The 18,543-nt window shown below is 52.6% G+C and carries 10 protein-coding genes and 3 pseudogenes; 8 read left to right on the forward strand and 5 right to left on the reverse strand.

The features are described from left to right. Window positions 1–43 precede the first annotated feature (43 nt). The 5 genes from AAGR22_RS08405 to AAGR22_RS08425 all read left to right on the forward strand — a co-directional run bounded on the left by AAGR22_RS08405 (window position 44) and on the right by AAGR22_RS08425 (window position 8,508). A complete protein-coding gene (locus AAGR22_RS08405; protein ID WP_345831262.1) occupies window positions 44–3,631 on the forward strand; it encodes a DNA translocase FtsK 4TM domain-containing protein in 3,588 nt (1,195 codons plus the stop codon). Between the two features lie 197 nt (window positions 3,632–3,828). Beyond that, window positions 3,829–4,440, forward strand: a complete 612-nt coding sequence (lolA, locus tag AAGR22_RS08410; protein WP_067702811.1) for an outer membrane lipoprotein chaperone LolA — start codon at window positions 3,829–3,831, stop codon at window positions 4,438–4,440. A gap of 7 nt (window positions 4,441–4,447) precedes the next feature. Beyond that, complete coding sequence (locus AAGR22_RS08415; RefSeq protein ID WP_067702814.1) at window positions 4,448–5,791, forward strand: replication-associated recombination protein A; 1,344 nt, start codon at window positions 4,448–4,450, stop codon at window positions 5,789–5,791. 98 nt (window positions 5,792–5,889) lie between these two features. Next, complete coding sequence (gene serS / locus AAGR22_RS08420; RefSeq protein ID WP_345831263.1) at window positions 5,890–7,182, forward strand: serine--tRNA ligase; 1,293 nt, start codon at window positions 5,890–5,892, stop codon at window positions 7,180–7,182. A gap of 174 nt (window positions 7,183–7,356) precedes the next feature. After that, window positions 7,357–8,508 carry an MFS transporter gene (locus AAGR22_RS08425; protein WP_345831264.1) on the forward strand — a complete coding sequence of 384 codons (1,152 nt, stop codon included), beginning with the start codon at window positions 7,357–7,359 and terminating at the stop codon, window positions 8,506–8,508. A gap of 737 nt (window positions 8,509–9,245) precedes the next feature. Here AAGR22_RS08425 and AAGR22_RS08430 read toward each other — a convergent pair. Further along, window positions 9,246–9,413: pseudogene (locus AAGR22_RS08430) on the reverse strand (recombinase family protein); the annotation flags it as partial. A gap of 272 nt (window positions 9,414–9,685) precedes the next feature. On the opposite strand from AAGR22_RS08430, the pseudogene AAGR22_RS08435 reads away from it, so the two are divergent. The 3 genes and pseudogenes from AAGR22_RS08435 to AAGR22_RS08445 all read left to right on the forward strand — a co-directional run. Next, window positions 9,686–9,778: pseudogene (locus AAGR22_RS08435) on the forward strand (recombinase family protein); the annotation flags it as partial. A 492-nt stretch (window positions 9,779–10,270) separates the two neighbouring features. After that, window positions 10,271–11,347, forward strand: a pseudogene (locus AAGR22_RS08440) (T3SS effector OspC family protein). Between the two features lie 395 nt (window positions 11,348–11,742). Next, entirely contained in the window at window positions 11,743–11,883 is a 141-nt protein-coding gene (locus tag AAGR22_RS08445) for a hypothetical protein (protein ID WP_345831265.1), read from the forward strand. A 246-nt stretch (window positions 11,884–12,129) separates the two neighbouring features. Here the strand turns inward: AAGR22_RS08445 and pflA are convergent, their stop codons facing one another. The 4 genes from pflA to ycaO all read right to left on the reverse strand — a co-directional run bounded on the left by pflA (window position 12,130) and on the right by ycaO (window position 18,374). Beyond that, window positions 12,130–12,870 carry a pyruvate formate lyase 1-activating protein gene (gene pflA / locus AAGR22_RS08450; RefSeq protein WP_345831266.1) on the reverse strand — a complete coding sequence of 247 codons (741 nt, stop codon included), beginning with the start codon at window positions 12,868–12,870 and terminating at the stop codon, window positions 12,130–12,132. Window positions 12,871–13,036: 166 nt separating this feature from the next. Continuing rightward, window positions 13,037–15,319, reverse strand: a complete 2,283-nt coding sequence (pflB, locus tag AAGR22_RS08455; RefSeq protein WP_067702826.1) for a formate C-acetyltransferase — start codon at window positions 15,317–15,319, stop codon at window positions 13,037–13,039. A gap of 76 nt (window positions 15,320–15,395) precedes the next feature. Beyond that, a complete protein-coding gene (gene focA, locus AAGR22_RS08460) occupies window positions 15,396–16,253 on the reverse strand; it encodes a formate transporter FocA (protein WP_345831267.1) in 858 nt (285 codons plus the stop codon). Between the two features lie 357 nt (window positions 16,254–16,610). Beyond that, a complete protein-coding gene (gene ycaO / locus AAGR22_RS08465) occupies window positions 16,611–18,374 on the reverse strand; it encodes a 30S ribosomal protein S12 methylthiotransferase accessory factor YcaO (RefSeq protein ID WP_345831268.1) in 1,764 nt (587 codons plus the stop codon). Between the last annotated feature and the right edge of the window lie 169 nt (window positions 18,375–18,543).

Here is an 18,543-nt window from a genome sequence, read left to right on the forward strand (position 1 = left end):
GGCGTTTTTTCCTTCATAGTTTACGGGCACCTGGAGAGAACTCTTGAGCCAGGAATACACAGAAGATAAAGAAGTTTCCCTGCAACCTCTGAGCAGCGGGCGTCGCCTGCTGGAAGCGTTGCTGATTATTGTCGCTCTTTTCGCCATCTACCTGATGGTTGCGCTGGTGAGCTTCAATCCCTCCGATCCCAGCTGGTCACAGACTGCCTGGCATGAACCTATTCATAACCTGGGCGGCGGTATTGGCGCATGGCTTGCGGATACGCTGTTCTTTATTTTCGGCGTAATGGCCTACGCCATCCCGCCGGTGATACTGGGCCTGTGCTGGATAACCTTTAGTCAGCGCCACTCTCAGGACTATATTGACTATTTTGCGGTCGGCCTGCGCTTGATTGGCGTGCTGGCGCTGGTAATCACGACCTGCGGCCTGGCAGCCCTTAACGCGGATGATATCTGGTACTTTGCCTCCGGTGGGGTCATTGGCAGCCTGATTGTCAATGCAATGGCGCCCTGGTTCAACGGCGCTACCGGCACACTAACGCTGCTCTGCATCTGGGCCGCTGGGTTAACGCTCTATACCGGATGGTCATGGCTCACTATCGCCGAGAAAATTGGCGGCGCGGTGATGGGCGTGCTGACCTTCGCCAGCAATCGTTCTCGTGACGATCGCCGCTGGCATGAAGACGACTACGACGACGAAGACGCGGAGGAAGCGTCATCTGTCGCTGCCCACCCACCAGCCGATCGACATGACGACGTGCTGCTGGCTCCCGCTGCCCGCCAGCCATCCGGTCATAATGACGACGACGTGCTGCTGGCTTTCGCTGCACGTCAGACATCTGGTCATAATGATGACGACGTGCTGCTGGCTTCTGCTGCCCGTCAGCCGTCCGGGCATAATGACGACGACGCGCTGCTGGCTTCTGCTGCCCGTCAGACATCCGTGCGAAATGATAACAATGCGCAGCTGGCTTCGACCGCCGCAGTAGCAACCGGTGCAGTAGCTGTTGCTGGGTCTACAGGTGCCGCGACCTTTGCGCCTGTAAGAGAGGGCGCGTCCGTATACGACACTGGCCCCGCCTCTGCTGCACAGGCAGAACCTGATCCAGAACTTTATCGCTTCGAGGTCCCGGCCGATACCCCAGCACCTTCAAGACCGGTAATGGATGAAGACGATGGGCCGCAGATGGGTAACTGGCGTGAGGCTTCCTCTTCTTCACCCTTTGAGTTCACGGCCTCACCTGCCGTCCAGCCTGCTGATATCGCTGCTGGCCCGGCGGCGAATAATGCTGCGCCGCTGGCTACAACGGCAGCCTCGGCGGCAGCATTTATGCCCGGCTTTAGTGCCACCAGCGAGGGTCGCAATCCGCAGGTGAAGCAGGGGATCGGACCCTCGCTGCCCCGGCCAAACCCGGTTAAGCTGCCCACGCGGCGTGAACTGGCTTCCTATGGCATCAAACTGCCTTCTCAGCGTATTGCCGAGGAGAAAGCGAGAGAAGAGGAGCTGCGACAGCAGCAGGATGGGTCCGACTCACCGTTTGCCGCGCCTCAGAGTGAAGAGGCGATGCAGGAAGAAGCGCACCTGCGCGAAGCCTTTATGGCGCAGCAGCAGGTTCGCTATGGCGAAGAGTTGACCGGGGAGGATGAGGAGTCACAGCAGCAGGCCGCGCTGGCACGTCAGTTCAGTGAGCAGCAACAGCAGCGTTACGGTGAGGCTGCGGAACATCCGCAGTCGACCGCTACGCTGAATACTGCTGGTGCCTTTGATTTCTCTCCGCTTGACGATCTGGTGGATGATGGCCCACGCGAGCCCCTGTTCACGCTCTCAGCCATGCCGGAGTCAGAGCAGGAACAGCCGGCGGAACAGCCCCAGTGGCAGCAGCACAGTCAGCAGCCCGCTCAGCAAACCTCGGTTCCCTCGTGGCAGACCTCTGCCCCACAGGCTGAACCCGCTGCGCCACAGCCAGCGGCCACGGTTCCCTCGTGGCAGACCTCTGCCCCACAGGCTGAACCTGCTGCCCCACAGGCTGAACCTGCTGCCCCACAGGCTGAACCTGCTGCGCCACGGCCGGAGCCCGTGGCGAAAGCGCCTGACAGCCTGTTCCATCCATTTTTGGTTCGCCATGAACAGCCGCTGGAGAAACCTACCACGCCGCTGCCGACGCTGGATCTGCTTTCGGCTCCGCCCGTTGAGGCAGAGCCGGTTGATATGTTCGCTCTCGAGCAAACGGCACGGCTGGTTGAGGCACGTCTTGCCGACTATCGCGTCAAGGCAGAAGTGGTGGGTATCTCTCCAGGCCCGGTCATTACCCGTTTCGAACTGGATCTGGCGCCGGGCGTTAAAGCGGCGCGTATCTCTAACCTCTCCCGTGACCTGGCGCGCTCGCTCTCTGCCGTTGCGGTACGCGTGGTTGAGGTGATACCGGGTAAACCTTATGTCGGCCTGGAGCTTCCTAACAAGCATCGTCAGACGGTTTACATGCGTGAGGTGCTGGAGTGCGCTAAGTTCCGCGATAACCCTTCGCCGCTGGCGGTGGTGCTCGGTAAAGATATCGCCGGCCAGCCGGTGGTCGCCGATCTGGCAAAAATGCCGCACCTGCTGGTCGCGGGTACCACCGGATCGGGTAAATCGGTTGGCGTTAACGCCATGATCATCAGCATGCTGTATAAGGCCACGCCGGAAGAAGTGCGCTTTATTATGATCGATCCGAAAATGCTGGAGCTGTCGGTCTATGAAGGTATTCCTCATCTGCTGACCGAAGTGGTTACCGATATGAAGGATGCGGCTAATGCGCTGCGCTGGAGCGTTGGCGAGATGGAACGCCGCTATAAGCTCATGTCAGCGCTGGGCGTACGTAACTTGGCCGGGTATAACGAGAAAATCGAGCAGGCAGAAGCGATGGGCCGACCGATTCCCGATCCGTTCTGGAAGCCGGGAGACAGCATGGATATGACGCCGCCGGTGCTGGAAAAACTGCCCTACATCGTCGTGCTGGTCGATGAATTTGCCGATCTGATGATGGCGGTGGGTAAGAAAGTTGAAGAACTGATTGCCCGTCTCGCCCAGAAAGCCCGTGCGGCAGGTATTCATCTGGTCCTTGCCACGCAGCGTCCGTCGGTTGATGTGATTACCGGCCTGATTAAAGCTAACATTCCGACCCGTATCGCCTTTACCGTCTCCAGTAAGATTGATTCGCGCACGATCCTCGATCAGGCGGGCGCGGAATCCCTGCTGGGTATGGGGGATATGCTCTATATGCCGCCGAACTCATCAATGCCGGTGCGCGTTCACGGCGCTTTCGTCCGCGATCAGGAAGTGCATGCGGTGGTGCAGGACTGGAAGGCGCGCGGTCGTCCTCAGTACATTGAAAGCATTACCGCCGGTGAGGAGAGTGAAAGTGGTGGTCTGGGTCTGGACGGTGAGGAGGAGCTGGATCCGCTGTTCGATCAGGCGGTGCTGTTCGTGGTTGAAAAACGCCGGGCCTCTATTTCAGGCGTCCAGCGTCAGTTCCGCATTGGCTATAACCGTGCTGCACGGATCATTGAACAGATGGAGGCACAGGGCATTGTTTCTTCTCCGGGCCATAACGGCAACCGCGAGGTGCTCTCCCCGCCGCCTCATGAAATGTAGTCGTCGTTTTTAACCTTTTTGCCGCTACAGACGGGCCAGGAAAACCTGGCCCGTTGAGTTTCCTGCAGACGCCCCCATAACACTATTATTGCCAGCGACCAGAATAATCTCCTGTTGTAATCCTCCGGCCCTGGCTACAGTTATCCACGAATGCTTCCCCGCTTATGGGATAAAAAAGTTTTAATAAGGATGCCGTAATGAAAAAACTGATGATTTCCTGCTGTGTGATGGCTGCTTTTGCATCGGCCAGCGTATTCGCCGATGCTTCTTCTGACCTGCAGCAGCGTCTGGATAAGGTCAAAAGCTTTCACGCCAGTTTCACCCAAAAAGTGACCGATGGCAGCGGCCAGTCGGTGCAGGACGGCGAAGGTGAACTGTGGGTCAAGCGGCCAGATCTGTTTAACTGGCATATGACGGCACCGGACGAAAGCACCCTGATTTCTGACGGTAAAACCCTGTGGTTTTACAATCCGTTCGTGGAGCAGGTGAGTGCATCCTGGCTGAAAGATGCCACCAGCAATACGCCCTTTATGCTGATTGCGCGTAACCAGGGCAGTGACTGGAAGCAGTACAATATTAAGCAGCTGGGTGACAACTTTGAGCTGACGCCAAAATCTGCTGATGGCAATCTGAAACAGTTCACCATCAACGTCTCCACCAACGGTACAATCAATCAGTTCAGCGCGGTGGAGCAGGACGGTCAGCGCAGTAGCTACGCGCTTAAGAGCCAGCAAAATGGCGCAATCGCTGCCGATAAATTCCGTTTTACGCCGCCGAAAGGCGTAACGCTGGACGACCAGCGTAAGTGAGGTCAGCGTGAGCACTCTGTCTCTGGATTTCTCCCATAATGAATTTCAGCCTCTGGCCGCCCGTATGCGGCCACGTACGCTGGCTGAATATATCGGCCAGCAACATCTGCTGGCGACGGATAAGCCGCTTCCCCGCGCCATAGAGGCGGGTCATCTGCATTCAATGATCCTGTGGGGGCCACCAGGTACGGGTAAGACGACGTTAGCCGAGATTATTGGCCATTATGGTCAGGCCGATGTCGAGCGCATCTCTGCGGTGACGTCCGGGGTCAAAGATATCCGAGAGGCCATTGAACGGGCCAGGCAGAACCGTAATGCCGGGCGACGTACGATCCTGTTTGTTGATGAGGTCCATCGCTTCAATAAGAGCCAGCAGGATGCCTTCCTGCCGCATATTGAAGACGGCACCATTACCTTTATCGGCGCCACCACCGAAAACCCCTCGTTCGAGCTGAATTCAGCGCTCCTGTCCCGTGCCAGAGTGTATCTGCTGAAATCACTCACCGATGAGGATATCGAAACGGTGCTGACGCAGGCGATGAACGACAGCGAACGCGGCTACGGCGCGGAAAATATTGAACTGCCGGAGGCAACGCGGCGCATGATTGCCGCGCTGGTGAGCGGCGATGCACGCCGTGCTCTCAATACGCTGGAGATGATGGCCGATATGGCCGAAGTCAACGCTCAGGGCAAGCGTGAACTGACGCCAAAGCTTCTGAATGAGGTCAGTGGTGAACGCAGCGCCAGATTCGATAACAAGGGCGATCGCTACTACGACCTTATCTCGGCGCTGCACAAATCGATTCGCGGTTCCGCCCCCGATGCGGCGCTTTACTGGTACGCCAGGATCATCACCGCCGGTGGCGATCCGCTGTACGTTGCCCGTCGATTGCTGGCTATTGCGTCGGAAGATGTCGGCAACGCCGATCCGCGCGGCATGCAGGTGGCGATTTCGGCATGGGACTGTTTTACCCGCGTCGGTCCGGCAGAAGGCGAAAGGGCGATCGCGCAGGCGATCGTCTACCTGGCCTGCGCGCCAAAAAGTAATGCCGTCTACACCGCATTCAAGTCAGCGATGCGCGATGCGCGGGAAAATCCTGATTATGATGTGCCGGAACATCTGCGTAACGCCCCCACCCGACTAATGAAAGAGATGGGGCTGGGCGCGGAGTATCGCTATGCGCATGATGAACCCCATGCTTATGCGGCCGGAGAGGACTATTTTCCGGAGAAAATGGCCCATACTCGCTATTATCAGCCGACCTCTCGCGGTCTTGAAGGTAAAATTGGTGAAAAGCTCACCTGGCTTGCTGAGCAGGATCAAAATAGCCCGACAAAACGCTATCGTTGACAGTGGCGTTGCGGTAAGGTTAGCAAGGAATTCAACGCATTCGCTGATCGAATGCGTCCCGCTTTTATTCACTCAATCATATTAAGCACAGGACTAGCATGCTCGATCCCAATCTGCTGCGTAATGAGCCAGACGCAGTCGCTGAAAAACTGGCACGTCGGGGCTTTAAGCTGGACGTTGATACGTTACGTGCTCACGAAGAGCGTCGTAAAGTTTTGCAGGTCGAAACAGAAACGTTGCAGGCAGAACGTAACTCCCGATCCAAAACGATCGGCCAGGCCAAAGCGCGTGGGGAAGATATTGAGCCGTTGCGTCAGGAAGTGAACGCACTGGGTGAACGTCTGGACGCCGCGAAAGCTGAACTAGAGACGCTGCAGAACGCGATTCGCGACGTTGCGCTGGCGATGCCGAATATACCGGCTGATGAAGTGCCTGACGGTAAAGACGACAGTGAGAATCTGGAAGTCAGCCGCTGGGGAGAGCCTGCAAACCTGGCCTTTAGCGTGCGCGATCACGTTGAACTGGGTGAAATGGCGGGTGGTCTGGATTTTGCCGTTGCGACTAAGCTAACCGGTTCGCGCTTTGTGGTGATGAAAGGGCAGATAGCCCTTATGCATCGTGCGCTCAGCCAGTTTATGCTGGATCTGCATACCGAGCAGCATGGCTACCTTGAAACCTACGTACCCTACCTGGTGAATCACGCATCGCTGTACGGGACGGGTCAGCTGCCCAAGTTCGGTGAGGATCTGTTCCATACCCGGCCGCTGGAAGAAGAGGCCTCCAGCAGCGACTACGCATTAATTCCAACCTCGGAAGTTCCGCTGACCAATCTGGTTCGCGATGAAATTCTGGAAGAGGAGTCGCTGCCGCTGAAGTTTACGGCCCATACGCCTTGTTTCCGTTCTGAAGCGGGCGCTTACGGTCGTGACACGCGCGGGCTGATCCGTATGCATCAGTTCGACAAAGTGGAGATGGTCCAGATCACGCGTCCGGAAGACTCCATGCAGGCGCTTGAGGAGCTGGTCGGTCACGCCGAGAAAGTCCTTCAGCAGCTTGACCTGCCGTATCGTAAGGTGCTGCTGTGTACCGGTGATATGGGCTTTGGTGCCTGTAAGACCTACGATTTGGAAGTGTGGCTTCCGGCGCAGAATACCTATCGTGAAATCTCTTCCTGCTCCAACATGGGTGATTTCCAGGCGCGTCGCATGCAGGCCCGCTGCCGCACCAAAACGGAGAAGAAGCCACGTCTGGTGCATACTCTGAATGGTTCAGGTCTGGCCGTTGGGCGTACGCTGGTGGCGGTGCTGGAAAACTATCAGCAGGCCGATGGCACTATCAGGGTTCCTGACGTGCTGCGCCCCTATATGAAGGGCCTGACCTCAATCGGCTAACAGGATTAGCCTTGTTTAAAAGCCCGCTGGCAGCGATGCCCGCGGGCTTTTTTATTGGCGGTTTGAGGCGTCCGCTGGCAAATCGTGCTGAGCGTGATTTAAGCCCATTGACATTAATTATGCCGGTGGCATTATGCGCGCAAAATCTCCCATATTTCTGGTTATTAACTGACAATGTCCACCTGGTCCCGCCCTGTCATTGTGCTGCTTTGCGGCCTGCTTTTGATGACCATTGCCATCGCCGTACTGAATACGCTGGTGCCGCTGTGGCTCACGCATGATGCCTTACCGACCTGGCAGGTAGGCGTGGTCAGTTCGGCCTACTACACCGGTAACCTGGCGGGCACGCTAATTGCAGGGATAATCATTAAGCGGCTGGGATTCAACCGCAGCTACTATCTGGCTTCGGTGCTGTTCGCCATGGCAACGGCGGCGCTGGGGCTGGAGAGTGGCTTCTGGGCCTGGACGCTTTGGCGCTTCGTCGCCGGGATAGGCTGTGCCCTGATCTGGGTGGTGGTGGAGAGCGCATTGCTGTGCAGCGGTACCCTGCGCAATCGCGGCCAGCTGCTGGCCGCCTATATGATCGTTTATTATATTGGCACCGTTGTCGGACAGCTGGTGGTCAGCAAGGGAGGCACGGCGCTGCTAACGGTTCTCCCCTGGGTCACCGCCCTGGTGATTTCTGCCATGCTGCCGCTGGTATTTACCCGCATCACGGCGAAAGGGGATGATGAGGAGGCCGCTCCCGGACGTATGTGGCCGATGCTGCGTCGTCGCAGCGCGCGTCTCGGCATCAATGGCTGCATCATCTCCGGGATCCTTCTCGGTTCGCTTTATGGCCTGATGCCGCTCTATCTTTCGCATCAGGGCATGAGCGATGCCACGGTCGGATACTGGATGGCGCTGCTGGTCAGCGCCGGAATTGTCGGGCAGTGGCCGGTGGGCCGCCTGGCCGATCGCTATGGTCGCCTGCTGGTGCTGCGTGTGCAGGTATTCGTGGTGATCCTTGGCGCGCTGGCGATGATGAGCCACGCCGCAATGGCGCCGGCCCTGTTTATCCTCGGATGCGCCGGGTTCACCCTTTATCCGGTCGCCATGTCATGGGCCTGCGAGACCGTGGCGCATCATGAACTGGTGGCGATGAACCAGGCGCTGCTGCTGAGTTATACCACTGGCAGCCTGCTCGGCCCGGCAATGACCTCGGTGCTGATGCAAAACTATTCGGATCGCGTACTCTTCGTGATGATTGCAGCCGTAGCCCTTGTCTATCTGGTCATGCTACTGCGTAAAGAAGACAAGCAGGCTACGCCGGTGGCGCATGCCTGAGAAGGGCAGATAACAGAGAGGCCGCTGGCTGACTGTTCGTTCATGGTTAGAAATTTCAATCGCTTCTTTTGAGAGTATCTGACCATGGATATCAGCACGAACCATCCGCTGATGGCGCGGCCATGTGTTAGTTTATGTGTACAAATGCCTTTTTAATTGTATTTTAACCTTAAATCCATTTTTCAGGCACACTGATCCAGCATTCGTAGCCATCGCTTTTTCTCCATACCCCGTAGCCTTTCCAACAGCGATTCCATCGCATGCGCACAGGCCTGGGTGCCGGCTAAGGGGGCTGAAGCCCATCCGTACGATAACGTACGCTAAGTGCGTTTTCATACAATCACGCATTCTGGTTTCACACAATTATAACCGTCACAGTGGCCATTCATCCGTTTCTTCTGCTTGCCCTGCTCATAAAGACCAGCTTCAACTGGTTTATCACGCATTCCTTGCCCCAACATATCAGGATATGCTACACAAAATTTTTGCTATGAGTCTCAACTAACCCATTAGTGAGCCATTAATTTCCATCCATCAGCAAGCCATGTAATAATAGTAAAAGAGGACCATTCTATTTTGTTATATAATATAAATGACCATTTTTTCCATTCGTATTCATATAATACTTTCAATAAAAAAATTTAATTAACAGGTCTAATTCCGGTTGAGAAGTTTTATTCCGTCAGAACGCAGTTGACCATCAGGGGATCTACGTCTGTACAGCGTTCGCCGGGTCATAGTGCTTTAAGACAGGCTACTAGCCCAGGGTGATCTTCGCGTTTGCCTGATGCCCGGTCCTCATAAAGATGAGCAACCATAACACCAGCGGCAATCAGCGCATCACGCTGTAAATTATCCGACTGCGAACCATCTTTTTTTGACACTCGCATATATCCTGTTAACATTTTGCACCTGTCACCTGTCACCTGTCACCTGTCACCTGTCACCTGTCACCTGTCACCTGTCACCTGTCACCTGTCACCTGTCACCTGTCACCTGTCACCTGTCACCTGTCACCTGTCACCTGTCACCTATACGGTCGTTTTCTTTACTTCTGTTTTCCGCTTTGTGCTTAAACAGAACGACTGAAGAGCGTTTGTTAATATACCGGGTAAGTTAAACGATGTTAACATCGAGGTCACAGTAACGAGTATATTGACAATATGTGGGTGAAATCATGTTAATCGGATATGCCAGGATCTCAACCGATGACCAGAACCTGAATTCGCAGAGTGATGCACTTCAGTTGTCAGGATGCGGAAAAAAATTTTTTAAGACCCAGGCTATTATAAGAATAATTCATTAGTGATTTACATTTGAAAAAATAAGGCCTGACATTATAGGCTGCCACGATAATTTCAGTCAAAATTAATATGTATACAAGGAGAAATTAGTTATGAAGTTAACACATTCATTAGTAAATGATCAGCAAAATAATTTTGCTTGCCTTCCGTCAGATAGAGAAACTGCAAAGGGACTAAGTAACACCATGAAATATTGTATTTCTATACAAAACTCTCCGGATACAATTCTTAAGAGTAGTGATTTAAAGAACAGAAGTGCAGATGTAATAAAAGCATTTTTTAAGAAAGTAGTGGCCGCTCAGAGCTATCATAGAATGTTTTCTAAAGGTTCTAACTTCAGAGAATTAGGCATCGCTCTGACAGATTCATCCGCACGGAAAGCTTCATTACACTCACTACAGCATCTTAATAATGTATCAAAAAATTATTTAACTGAAATAAAAGAAAAAATCCAAAATATGACCGCGCAGGAAAAGGTTTTGCTAAGTAAAGTGGTAGATGCCAAAATCCATTTCAGACATCAAAGTAATTCAAATTTGGTAGATTCCGCTGGAATACTTAACATTATGTCGTTGAATAAGTTGCAATCAAGTGAGATTAGCACTGCAAAAAATACCTACCCAGAAGATATAAAATGTTTAAGTAATCATGATTTTGTTTTTTTTGGCGTCGAATTTTCTGGCGATAAAGCTCAACTCCCTCTCAATACCCGCCATTCAACTGTAGATTTTGGAGCCAATGCTTATATAGTTGATGAACAGTTTTCTCATGGGTATCTGACGTTGACTGATCATTTTGATAACAGAATACCACCGGCATTTATGCACGAACATAAGAAATTCATAGGTCAATTCTCTGAGGTAAGAAGTGAAATTGACCGTAATGTTCATGGGGAAAAAGGTATAAAAGATGTTCCTATCTTTAATACTAAAGACATGAGGCTTGGACTGGGGTTACACCTCATAGATTTCCTTCGAAACAGCAATGATACAGAGTTTAAAAAATTTGCTATGAATAAAAACCTGGATAGCGAAAATTTAGATAAAATTCTGAACTTTGTATTTCAACCAGAGTTTCATGTCCCGAGAATGGTTAGCACTGATACTTTTAAAGAAGTAAAGTTACGAGAATTAAGTGCAGAGGATGCGGTTAAAGCATCTAATTTTGAAGCTCTTTCAGTACATATTAGAAACAAGGATGAAGCATGTAAAGTTATGAGGCTTGCTATAGAACACTCTAAAAAAGATGTTGTCGATTTGTTATTATCAAAATTCAGCTTTACTGGAAGGGATTTAATTAAAATTTCAAATTTTCTTTATGATATCTAGTTTTTACTAAGCGGTCACTCTGCGGATGAGAAAATTCTGAAAGATTTTTTGGATCATGGGCTAGTAAAACCGAATAAGGCATTTAGGAAAGTTAATTCTGCTGAGGCAATGTTAGATAATGCGATAAAATACACTAAGAAAGAAATGATTGGTATATTACTTGAGTGGGGCGCTATTCGTGGAGAGGAAATTAATAACTACAAGTAAGTAAAATGTAAGCGGGAACATATAAAAAGGCTGGTAATTGTTTATCAAGTGAGAAATACCAGCCTAAGTGGGCTTGCAACTTAGTAATCCTAACACTATGAAAAAATGCATTTTTATTAGTATTGATTTGTGATGGCAGATTAAATGCCGCACTTAGCAAACATTTGCGTACGGTTGGGCCTCAGATCCCGCTAAACGCAGCCTGTCCCTGCACAAAAAACATTGGTACGAATTAGTACCAATAAACGCTTTCATCAGCCCCGTTAATCCCGGACGTTTGGGTATCTCCCGCCCAGTCACCGACAGCGTTTCGGAGATCTTTGGAACAGCTTCCCCCGTTTGCGGTTAGCCAGAAAATCGGAGTAATGTACCATCTTAAAATGGCGTGCCGGAACGTGGCTGAAAAAACGTCCGATCATCTCTTCCTGGCGCAGCGGAACAATCTGTTTGGTAGTGGCCAGTTGTTGTTAAAGAAGGGCCACAGCAGGTATGGTAAAGATGATGTGCTGCTGCTCAGCAATCCACTGCTCCAATGATTTCATGCCGCAGGCACTGCAGGCCTTTATATTTACAGCTCTGGCAGTAGACACGGGAGTGGGCACAGTCCGGTGAAGAGCAGTTTGGCGGGTCGCGGTATATAGATGGGGCAAAGTATAAGACGGAGCAGAAGTCATGATAACCCCCGAAGCTGCGCCGCTCACGCCGAAGGCGTACTATGTTCAAAACGGCGGCAAAGCCTTGCGGCCATAACAAACAGCCGTTCGGCCCAACCGCTTTTTCTGTCAGTACATGACCTTGTGGCCGTAGCCTTCAAGTATATGTTTTACACGGTCCATGGTCTCTGCTTTCGGTGGATGAACGCCATCAAGCTTATACTCTTCACCCATCGCAACCCATTTATGCTTGCCCAATTCGTGATAGGGCAGCAGCTCAATCTTCTCCACGTTACCCATGTCGCGGGTAAATTCACCCAGGCGGTGTGCAGAGTCATCATCATCCGAATAGCCGGGCACCACCACGTAGCGGATCCAGGTGCGGATTTTCTTCTTCGCGAGGTAGCGGGCAAAATCAAGCGTGCGGTGGTTGGACACTCCCACGAGGATCTGATGCACGTCATCGTTCATCTGCTTCAGATCCAGCATCACCAGATCGGTGACCTCCAGCAGCTCATCAATGACCGGATCGTAGCGGCGAACGAAACCGTTGGTATCCAGACAGGTATTAATCCCTTCAGCATGGCAGGCGCGAAACCAGTCGCGCACAAACTCCGCCTGCAATATCGCTTCTCCGCCCGATGCGGTTACGCCGCCGCCGGAGGCATTCATAAAGTGGCGATAGGAAACGACATCCTTCATCAGCTCTTCAACGGTTATCTCTTTACCACCGTGCGTATCCCAGGTATCGCGGTTGTGGCAATAGAGGCAGCGCATCAGGCAGCCCTGAAAGAAGGTGATAAAGCGGATGCCGGGGCCGTCGACGGTCCCGCAGGATTCAAATGAATGGATGCGACCTTTTACTGACATTGCGGTGAATTCTCCACGTTAGTCCCGCGCGGTGGCGGGTCGCAGTCTGTGAGCTGCGTTAAGTCTTTTTTGCCCGCAGTCTGAGAAGCGTAGAACCTGAAGGCGGCTGGCAAAGAAGACTGGAAAAGGCTCCACCGATGTGGAGCCCTTATTCTCAGCGTAAACGTTACAGAGATTTAGTAAAGGTACGCGTAATCACATCCTGCTGCTGCTCTTTGGTCAGCGAGTTGAAACGTACCGCGTAGCCTGAAACACGGATGGTCAGCTGTGGATATTTCTCCGGGTTGTCCATCGCATCCAGCAGCATTTCACGGTTCATCACGTTAACGTTAAGATGCTGGCCGCCTTCAATGCTGGCTTCATGGTGGAAATACCCGTCCATCAATCCGGCAAGGTTGGCTTTACGTACATCATCATCTTTGCCCAGTGCGTTAGGCACAATGGAGAAGGTGTAAGAGATACCATCTTTCGCGTAGGCAAACGGAAGCTTCGCCACCGAGGTCAGGGAGGCAACGGCACCTTTCTGATCGCGACCGTGCATTGGGTTAGCGCCGGGTCCGAACGGCGCGCCTGAGCGACGACCATCCGGGGTATTACCGGTTTTTTTGCCGTAAACCACGTTAGAGGTGATGGTCAGCACGGACTGAGTGGGCACCGCATCGCGATAGGTGTGCAGCTTCTGAATTTTCTTCATAAAGCGCTCAACCAGGTCACAGGCGATATCATCGACGCGGGAGTCGTTGTTACCGAACTGCGGGTATTCACCTTCAATTTTGAAGTCGACCGCCAGGCCGTCTTCATCACGAATGGTGGAGACTTTCGCATATTTAATGGCGGAAAGTGAGTCAGCCGCCACCGACAGACCTGCGATACCACAGGCCATAGTCCGGTAGACATCACGATCGTGCAGCGCCATCAGCGAGGCTTCATAGCTGTATTTGTCGTGCATGTAGTGAATCACATTCAGTGCGGTCACGTACTGTTTAGCCAGCCAGTCCATAAAGTGATCCATCCGGGCCATCACTTTATCGTAGTCCAGCACCTCATCCATCATCGGGGCTTCTTTTGGACCGACCTGCATTTTCATTTTTTCGTCCATGCCGCCGTTAATCGCGTACAGCATGGTTTTTGCCAGGTTAGCGCGGGCACCAAAGAACTGCATCTGTTTACCGACGATCATTGGGCTCACGCAGCAGGCGATAGCATAATCATCGTTGTTGAAATCAGGACGCATCAGGTCGTCGTTTTCGTACTGAACTGACGACGTGTCGATTGAGACTTTCGCCGCATATTTTTTGAAGTTAAGCGGCAGCTTCTCAGACCACAGAATGGTCATGTTCGGTTCTGGAGATGGCCCCATGGTGTAGAGCGTATTCAGGAAGCGGAAGCTGTTTTTGGTCACCAGGGTGCGACCATCCACGCCCATTCCGGCCAGCGATTCCGTTGCCCAAATGGGGTCACCTGAGAACAGCTCATCGTATTCTGGGGTACGCAGGAAGCGCACCATACGCAGCTTCATGACCAGGTGGTCGATTAGCTCCTGTGCATCCTGCTCGGTGATTTTACCGGCCTGCAGATCGCGTTCGATGTAAATATCCAGGAAGGTGGATACGCGACCAAAGGACATCGCTGCGCCATTTTGCGACTTCACTGCCGCCAGGTAGCCGAAGTAGGTCCACTGTACGGCTTCCTGCGCGTTGGTTGCAGGTCCGGAGATATCGCAGCCGTATTTTGCCGCCATCTCTTTAATATGCTGCAGCGCCTGATGCTGGTCAGCAATCTCTTCACGCAGACGGATAGTGGCTTCAAGATTGACGCCGTTTTCCATATCGCTTTGCAGCGAGGTAAACTGAGCAAACTTGTCCTTCATCAGCATATCAATGCCGTACAGCGCCACGCGGCGGTAGTCACCAATGATGCGGCCACGTCCGTAGGCATCGGGCAGACCCGTCAGTACGCCAGATTTACGGCAGCGCAGAATGTCAGGGGTATAAACATCAAATACGCCCTGGTTGTGGGTTTTACGGTACTCGGTAAAGACTTTTTTCAGGCCCGGATCCAGTTCACGGCCGTAAACTTTACAGGAACCCTCAACCATTTTGATGCCGCCGAACGGAATAAGTGCGCGTTTCAGCGGAGCTTCAGTTTGTAAACCAACAATTTTCTCGAGCTTTTTATTAATGTAGCCCGCGTCATGTGAGGTAATGGTAGAGGCCAGGTCGGTATCAAAATCTACCGGCGCATGGGTACGGTTTTCCAGCTTAATGCCTTCCATGACCTTGTCCCACAGGGCAGTAGTGGCTTCAGATGCACCGCTCAGAAAAGATTCGTCACCCTCATAAGGCGTGTAGTTTTTCTGGATGAAGTCACGAACGTTAACGCTGTTCTGCCATTCACCTTCTGCAAAGCTCGCCCAGGCTGCGGCCTGTTTTTCATTGTGTGTGCTCATTTGATACCTACCTTAATTACGTTGAGTTCTTCCGTCCCGCCAGCCCTGGCCGCGGGAGCTAAATGAATGTCGGCGATCAGTGATGGTCGCCATCTCGCAGATAGATGACCCAGTATGTCAGGCCTACCAGCAAACCGCCGCCGATAATGTTGCCGAGAGTGACCGGGATCAGGTTATCAGTAATAAAGTCTTTAACGGTGAGGTGCGAAAACTGGGCCGCCGTTGCGCCCGTTGCATGCCAAAATTCAGGAGAGGCGAAATCCCTGATAACGATAGCCATTGGGATCAGGAACATATTCGCGATGCTGTGTTCAAAACCGCTGGCAACAAACATCGCGACGGGCAGCACCATCGCCAGCATTTTATCGGTCAGCGTACGGCCCGAGTAGCTCATCCATACCGCCATGCAGACCATCAGATTCGCCAGGGTGCCAAGACAGACGGCCTCGATAAACGTATGGTGCATTTTGTGGTCGGCCGTTTGCAGAACATTCAGGCCCCACGCCCCGTTGGCCGCCATATGCTGGCCCGCGAACCAGATCAGCCCGACAAAGAAAGCGGCACCAAAAAAGTTACCGATATAAACATTAATCCAGTTACGCGCCAGCTGCCCCCAGGTGATCCGGCCGCTGGCCTTAGCCACCATGGTCAGCACCGTAGAGGTGAAGAGATCGGCACCGCAGACAACAACCAGCATCAGTCCCAGTGAAAAGCAGATACCGCCTACCAGCTTCGTCATGCCCCACGGAAGGGCCTCGGCACCGGTCGTAGCCGTAATGTAAAAAACAAAGGCGATTGAAATAAATACGCCAGCGGTAATCGCCAGAAAAAAAGTGGTGAAGGGGTGTTTGGATGCTTTATAGACACCGGCTTCCTCGGCAACTTTTGCCATTTCAGACGGTAGAAGTAGATCGAACGGGTTGCCAGCTTTCACACTAACGTCTCCCAAAATTAGTCAGCGATGAAATAGTAACAAAGCCCAGGCAGTAAGAAATTGACCTGGATCATGCCGCAACCTGTGCGATCGGGCTTAAAGCCCTGTTTTTAATGATGTTATTCGCATTAAACTACTGAATTATATGAAATAAAACTTTTTTAATTGGCTAAAATAAAGTTGAAAGTAGCACGTTTTGTCTCTTTTACTGCGGGCTATTCACAAGGATGTTTATGTAACGAGAGGAGGATAAGGCTGAGAGGAGAGGCACGGTAAAATCGGAATTAATCGGGCAGCAGCTACGCCATTTGCTGCTGCCCTGTGGCTACGTCAGAATTATCGCCGAAACGTCAGGCGTTAGTTCTGCTGCCACCAGGTGCGCTTAGCACGCTGTAGCTTTTCATATGCGGCGAGCAGGGACTGGTGGGCCGGGAAGGCCAGCAGATCCTCATCAACGCTCTGAAGGCCATAGAAAGGGGCTTCTCCGCTCATGGCGGCGGAGGCGGCCTCTACGGCGTCCTGACCATACATGCGAACAAATGCCGTATGATACTGTAGCGGATCGCGTTCATCTTCCTGACTGAGCAACAGCAGCGTTTGCAGGCAGCGGTAATAGTTCGCGCGGGCAGGAGAGAAGGTCGAACCATTAAAATCGGTGGTCCACTCGGTCCAGATCAGCGCCTGATCGAGATCGCCACCGGCAAGCGCCAGCATCGCTTTCAGTTCACCAATACGCAGGGTATACCAGCCGTTGTCCTTCCCGGTTGCCAGACCCAGCAGTTCGCGTACGCGGGTGAAGTCATCGTGACCATCCTCGTCCAGACGCTCGATCAGGGCCAGATAGTCCTCTTTTTCCCACTGGCTTGCCGGCAGGGAAAGCAGCGTGTCGCGCAGCGGAGCGCCCATGCTGTTATTTGCCAGCAGCAGATCTTCGGCGGGATAAATATCAGACATGCCCGGCACAATGATGCGGCAGGCGTAAACATCAAGATGCTGATAATCGGCGATATAAACTTCTTTATCTTCCGCTTTGAAGATTGCCATCAGCGTGGCGAACTCTTCCTGAGTGGAACCCTCAAAATGCCAGTCGACAAAGGGATAATCCGCATCGTCTTTAAACAGATCCCATGAAATTAGCCCGCTGGAATCGATAAAATGTGTTTCCAGATTGGTGTGTTCAGCCACTTCTTCGTCATCAAAGGTTGGTGGCGTAAAGACATCAAGATCCTTCAGGCTGCGACCCTGTAGCAGTTCGGTAACCGTACGCTCCAGCGCCACGCCAAAGTCAGGGTGCGCGCCAAACGAGGCAAAGCAGGTGCCGTTTTGTGGATTAAACAGCACCACGCAGATAACCGGATAGTTGCCGCCAAGAGAGGCGTCATAAGAGAAAATAGGGAACCCTTCCGCCTCCAGTTTTTCAATGGATGCCACAACGCCCGGATAGCGGCTGAGCACGTCTTCGGGAATGGCAGGCAGGCTGATTGACTCGGCGATAATGCGGTTTTTTACATAGCGTTCAAAAACCTCCGAGAGACCCTGCACGCGAGCTTCATCAGGCGTATTCCCTGCCGACATCCCGTTAGAGACGTACAGGTTGCCGATAATATTCATCGGAATGTAGACCGTTTTCTGGTCTGACTGACGGGTAAAGGGCAGGGCACAGATACCGCGTTCGGCATTCCCGGATTGCAGATCGATCAGATCGCTGGCGGCTACGTCATTTTCCGGATCGTAGAACGCTTTCAGCCGCGGGTCGAGAATGCCTTCCGGCAGCGCATCATCGTCGGTCAGAGGAAACCATTTTTCATTGGGATAGTGCACAAAATCGCCCTGAGCAATTTTATTACCCAGCCAGAAATCGGCAAAAAAGTAGTTGGTCGACAAACGCTCGAAATACTCTCCCAGCGCAGAGGCCAGCGCCGCTTTCTTCGTGGCACCTTTACCGTTGGTAAAGCATAGCGGGCAGTCGCGGTCGCGAATATGGACGGACCAGACGTTCGGCACCGGATTCAGCCATGAAGCTTCTTCGATATTGAAGCCCAGGTCCTGCAGTTTTAGCTGAAAGCGCGCGATGGAATCTTCCAGCGCGGCGTCTTTGCCTGGAATAAATGTTTGCGTCATAGTCCCACTCTTTTTGGGTTGTGCAGAAAGCGCGTAATGATACGGGGTTTCTTAATGAATCGCTATATCGCTCTCCGCCGGGGGTAATGATAACGCGGCGGGAACGGGTCGGCTGTCAGGATAAAACATTGCAGCAGCGGGGAGGCAATGATAAAACCGATAGCAGAAG

The organism is Erwinia sp. HDF1-3R, from assembly GCF_039621855.1.
In the GTDB taxonomy this organism is placed as follows: domain Bacteria; phylum Pseudomonadota; class Gammaproteobacteria; order Enterobacterales; family Enterobacteriaceae; genus Erwinia.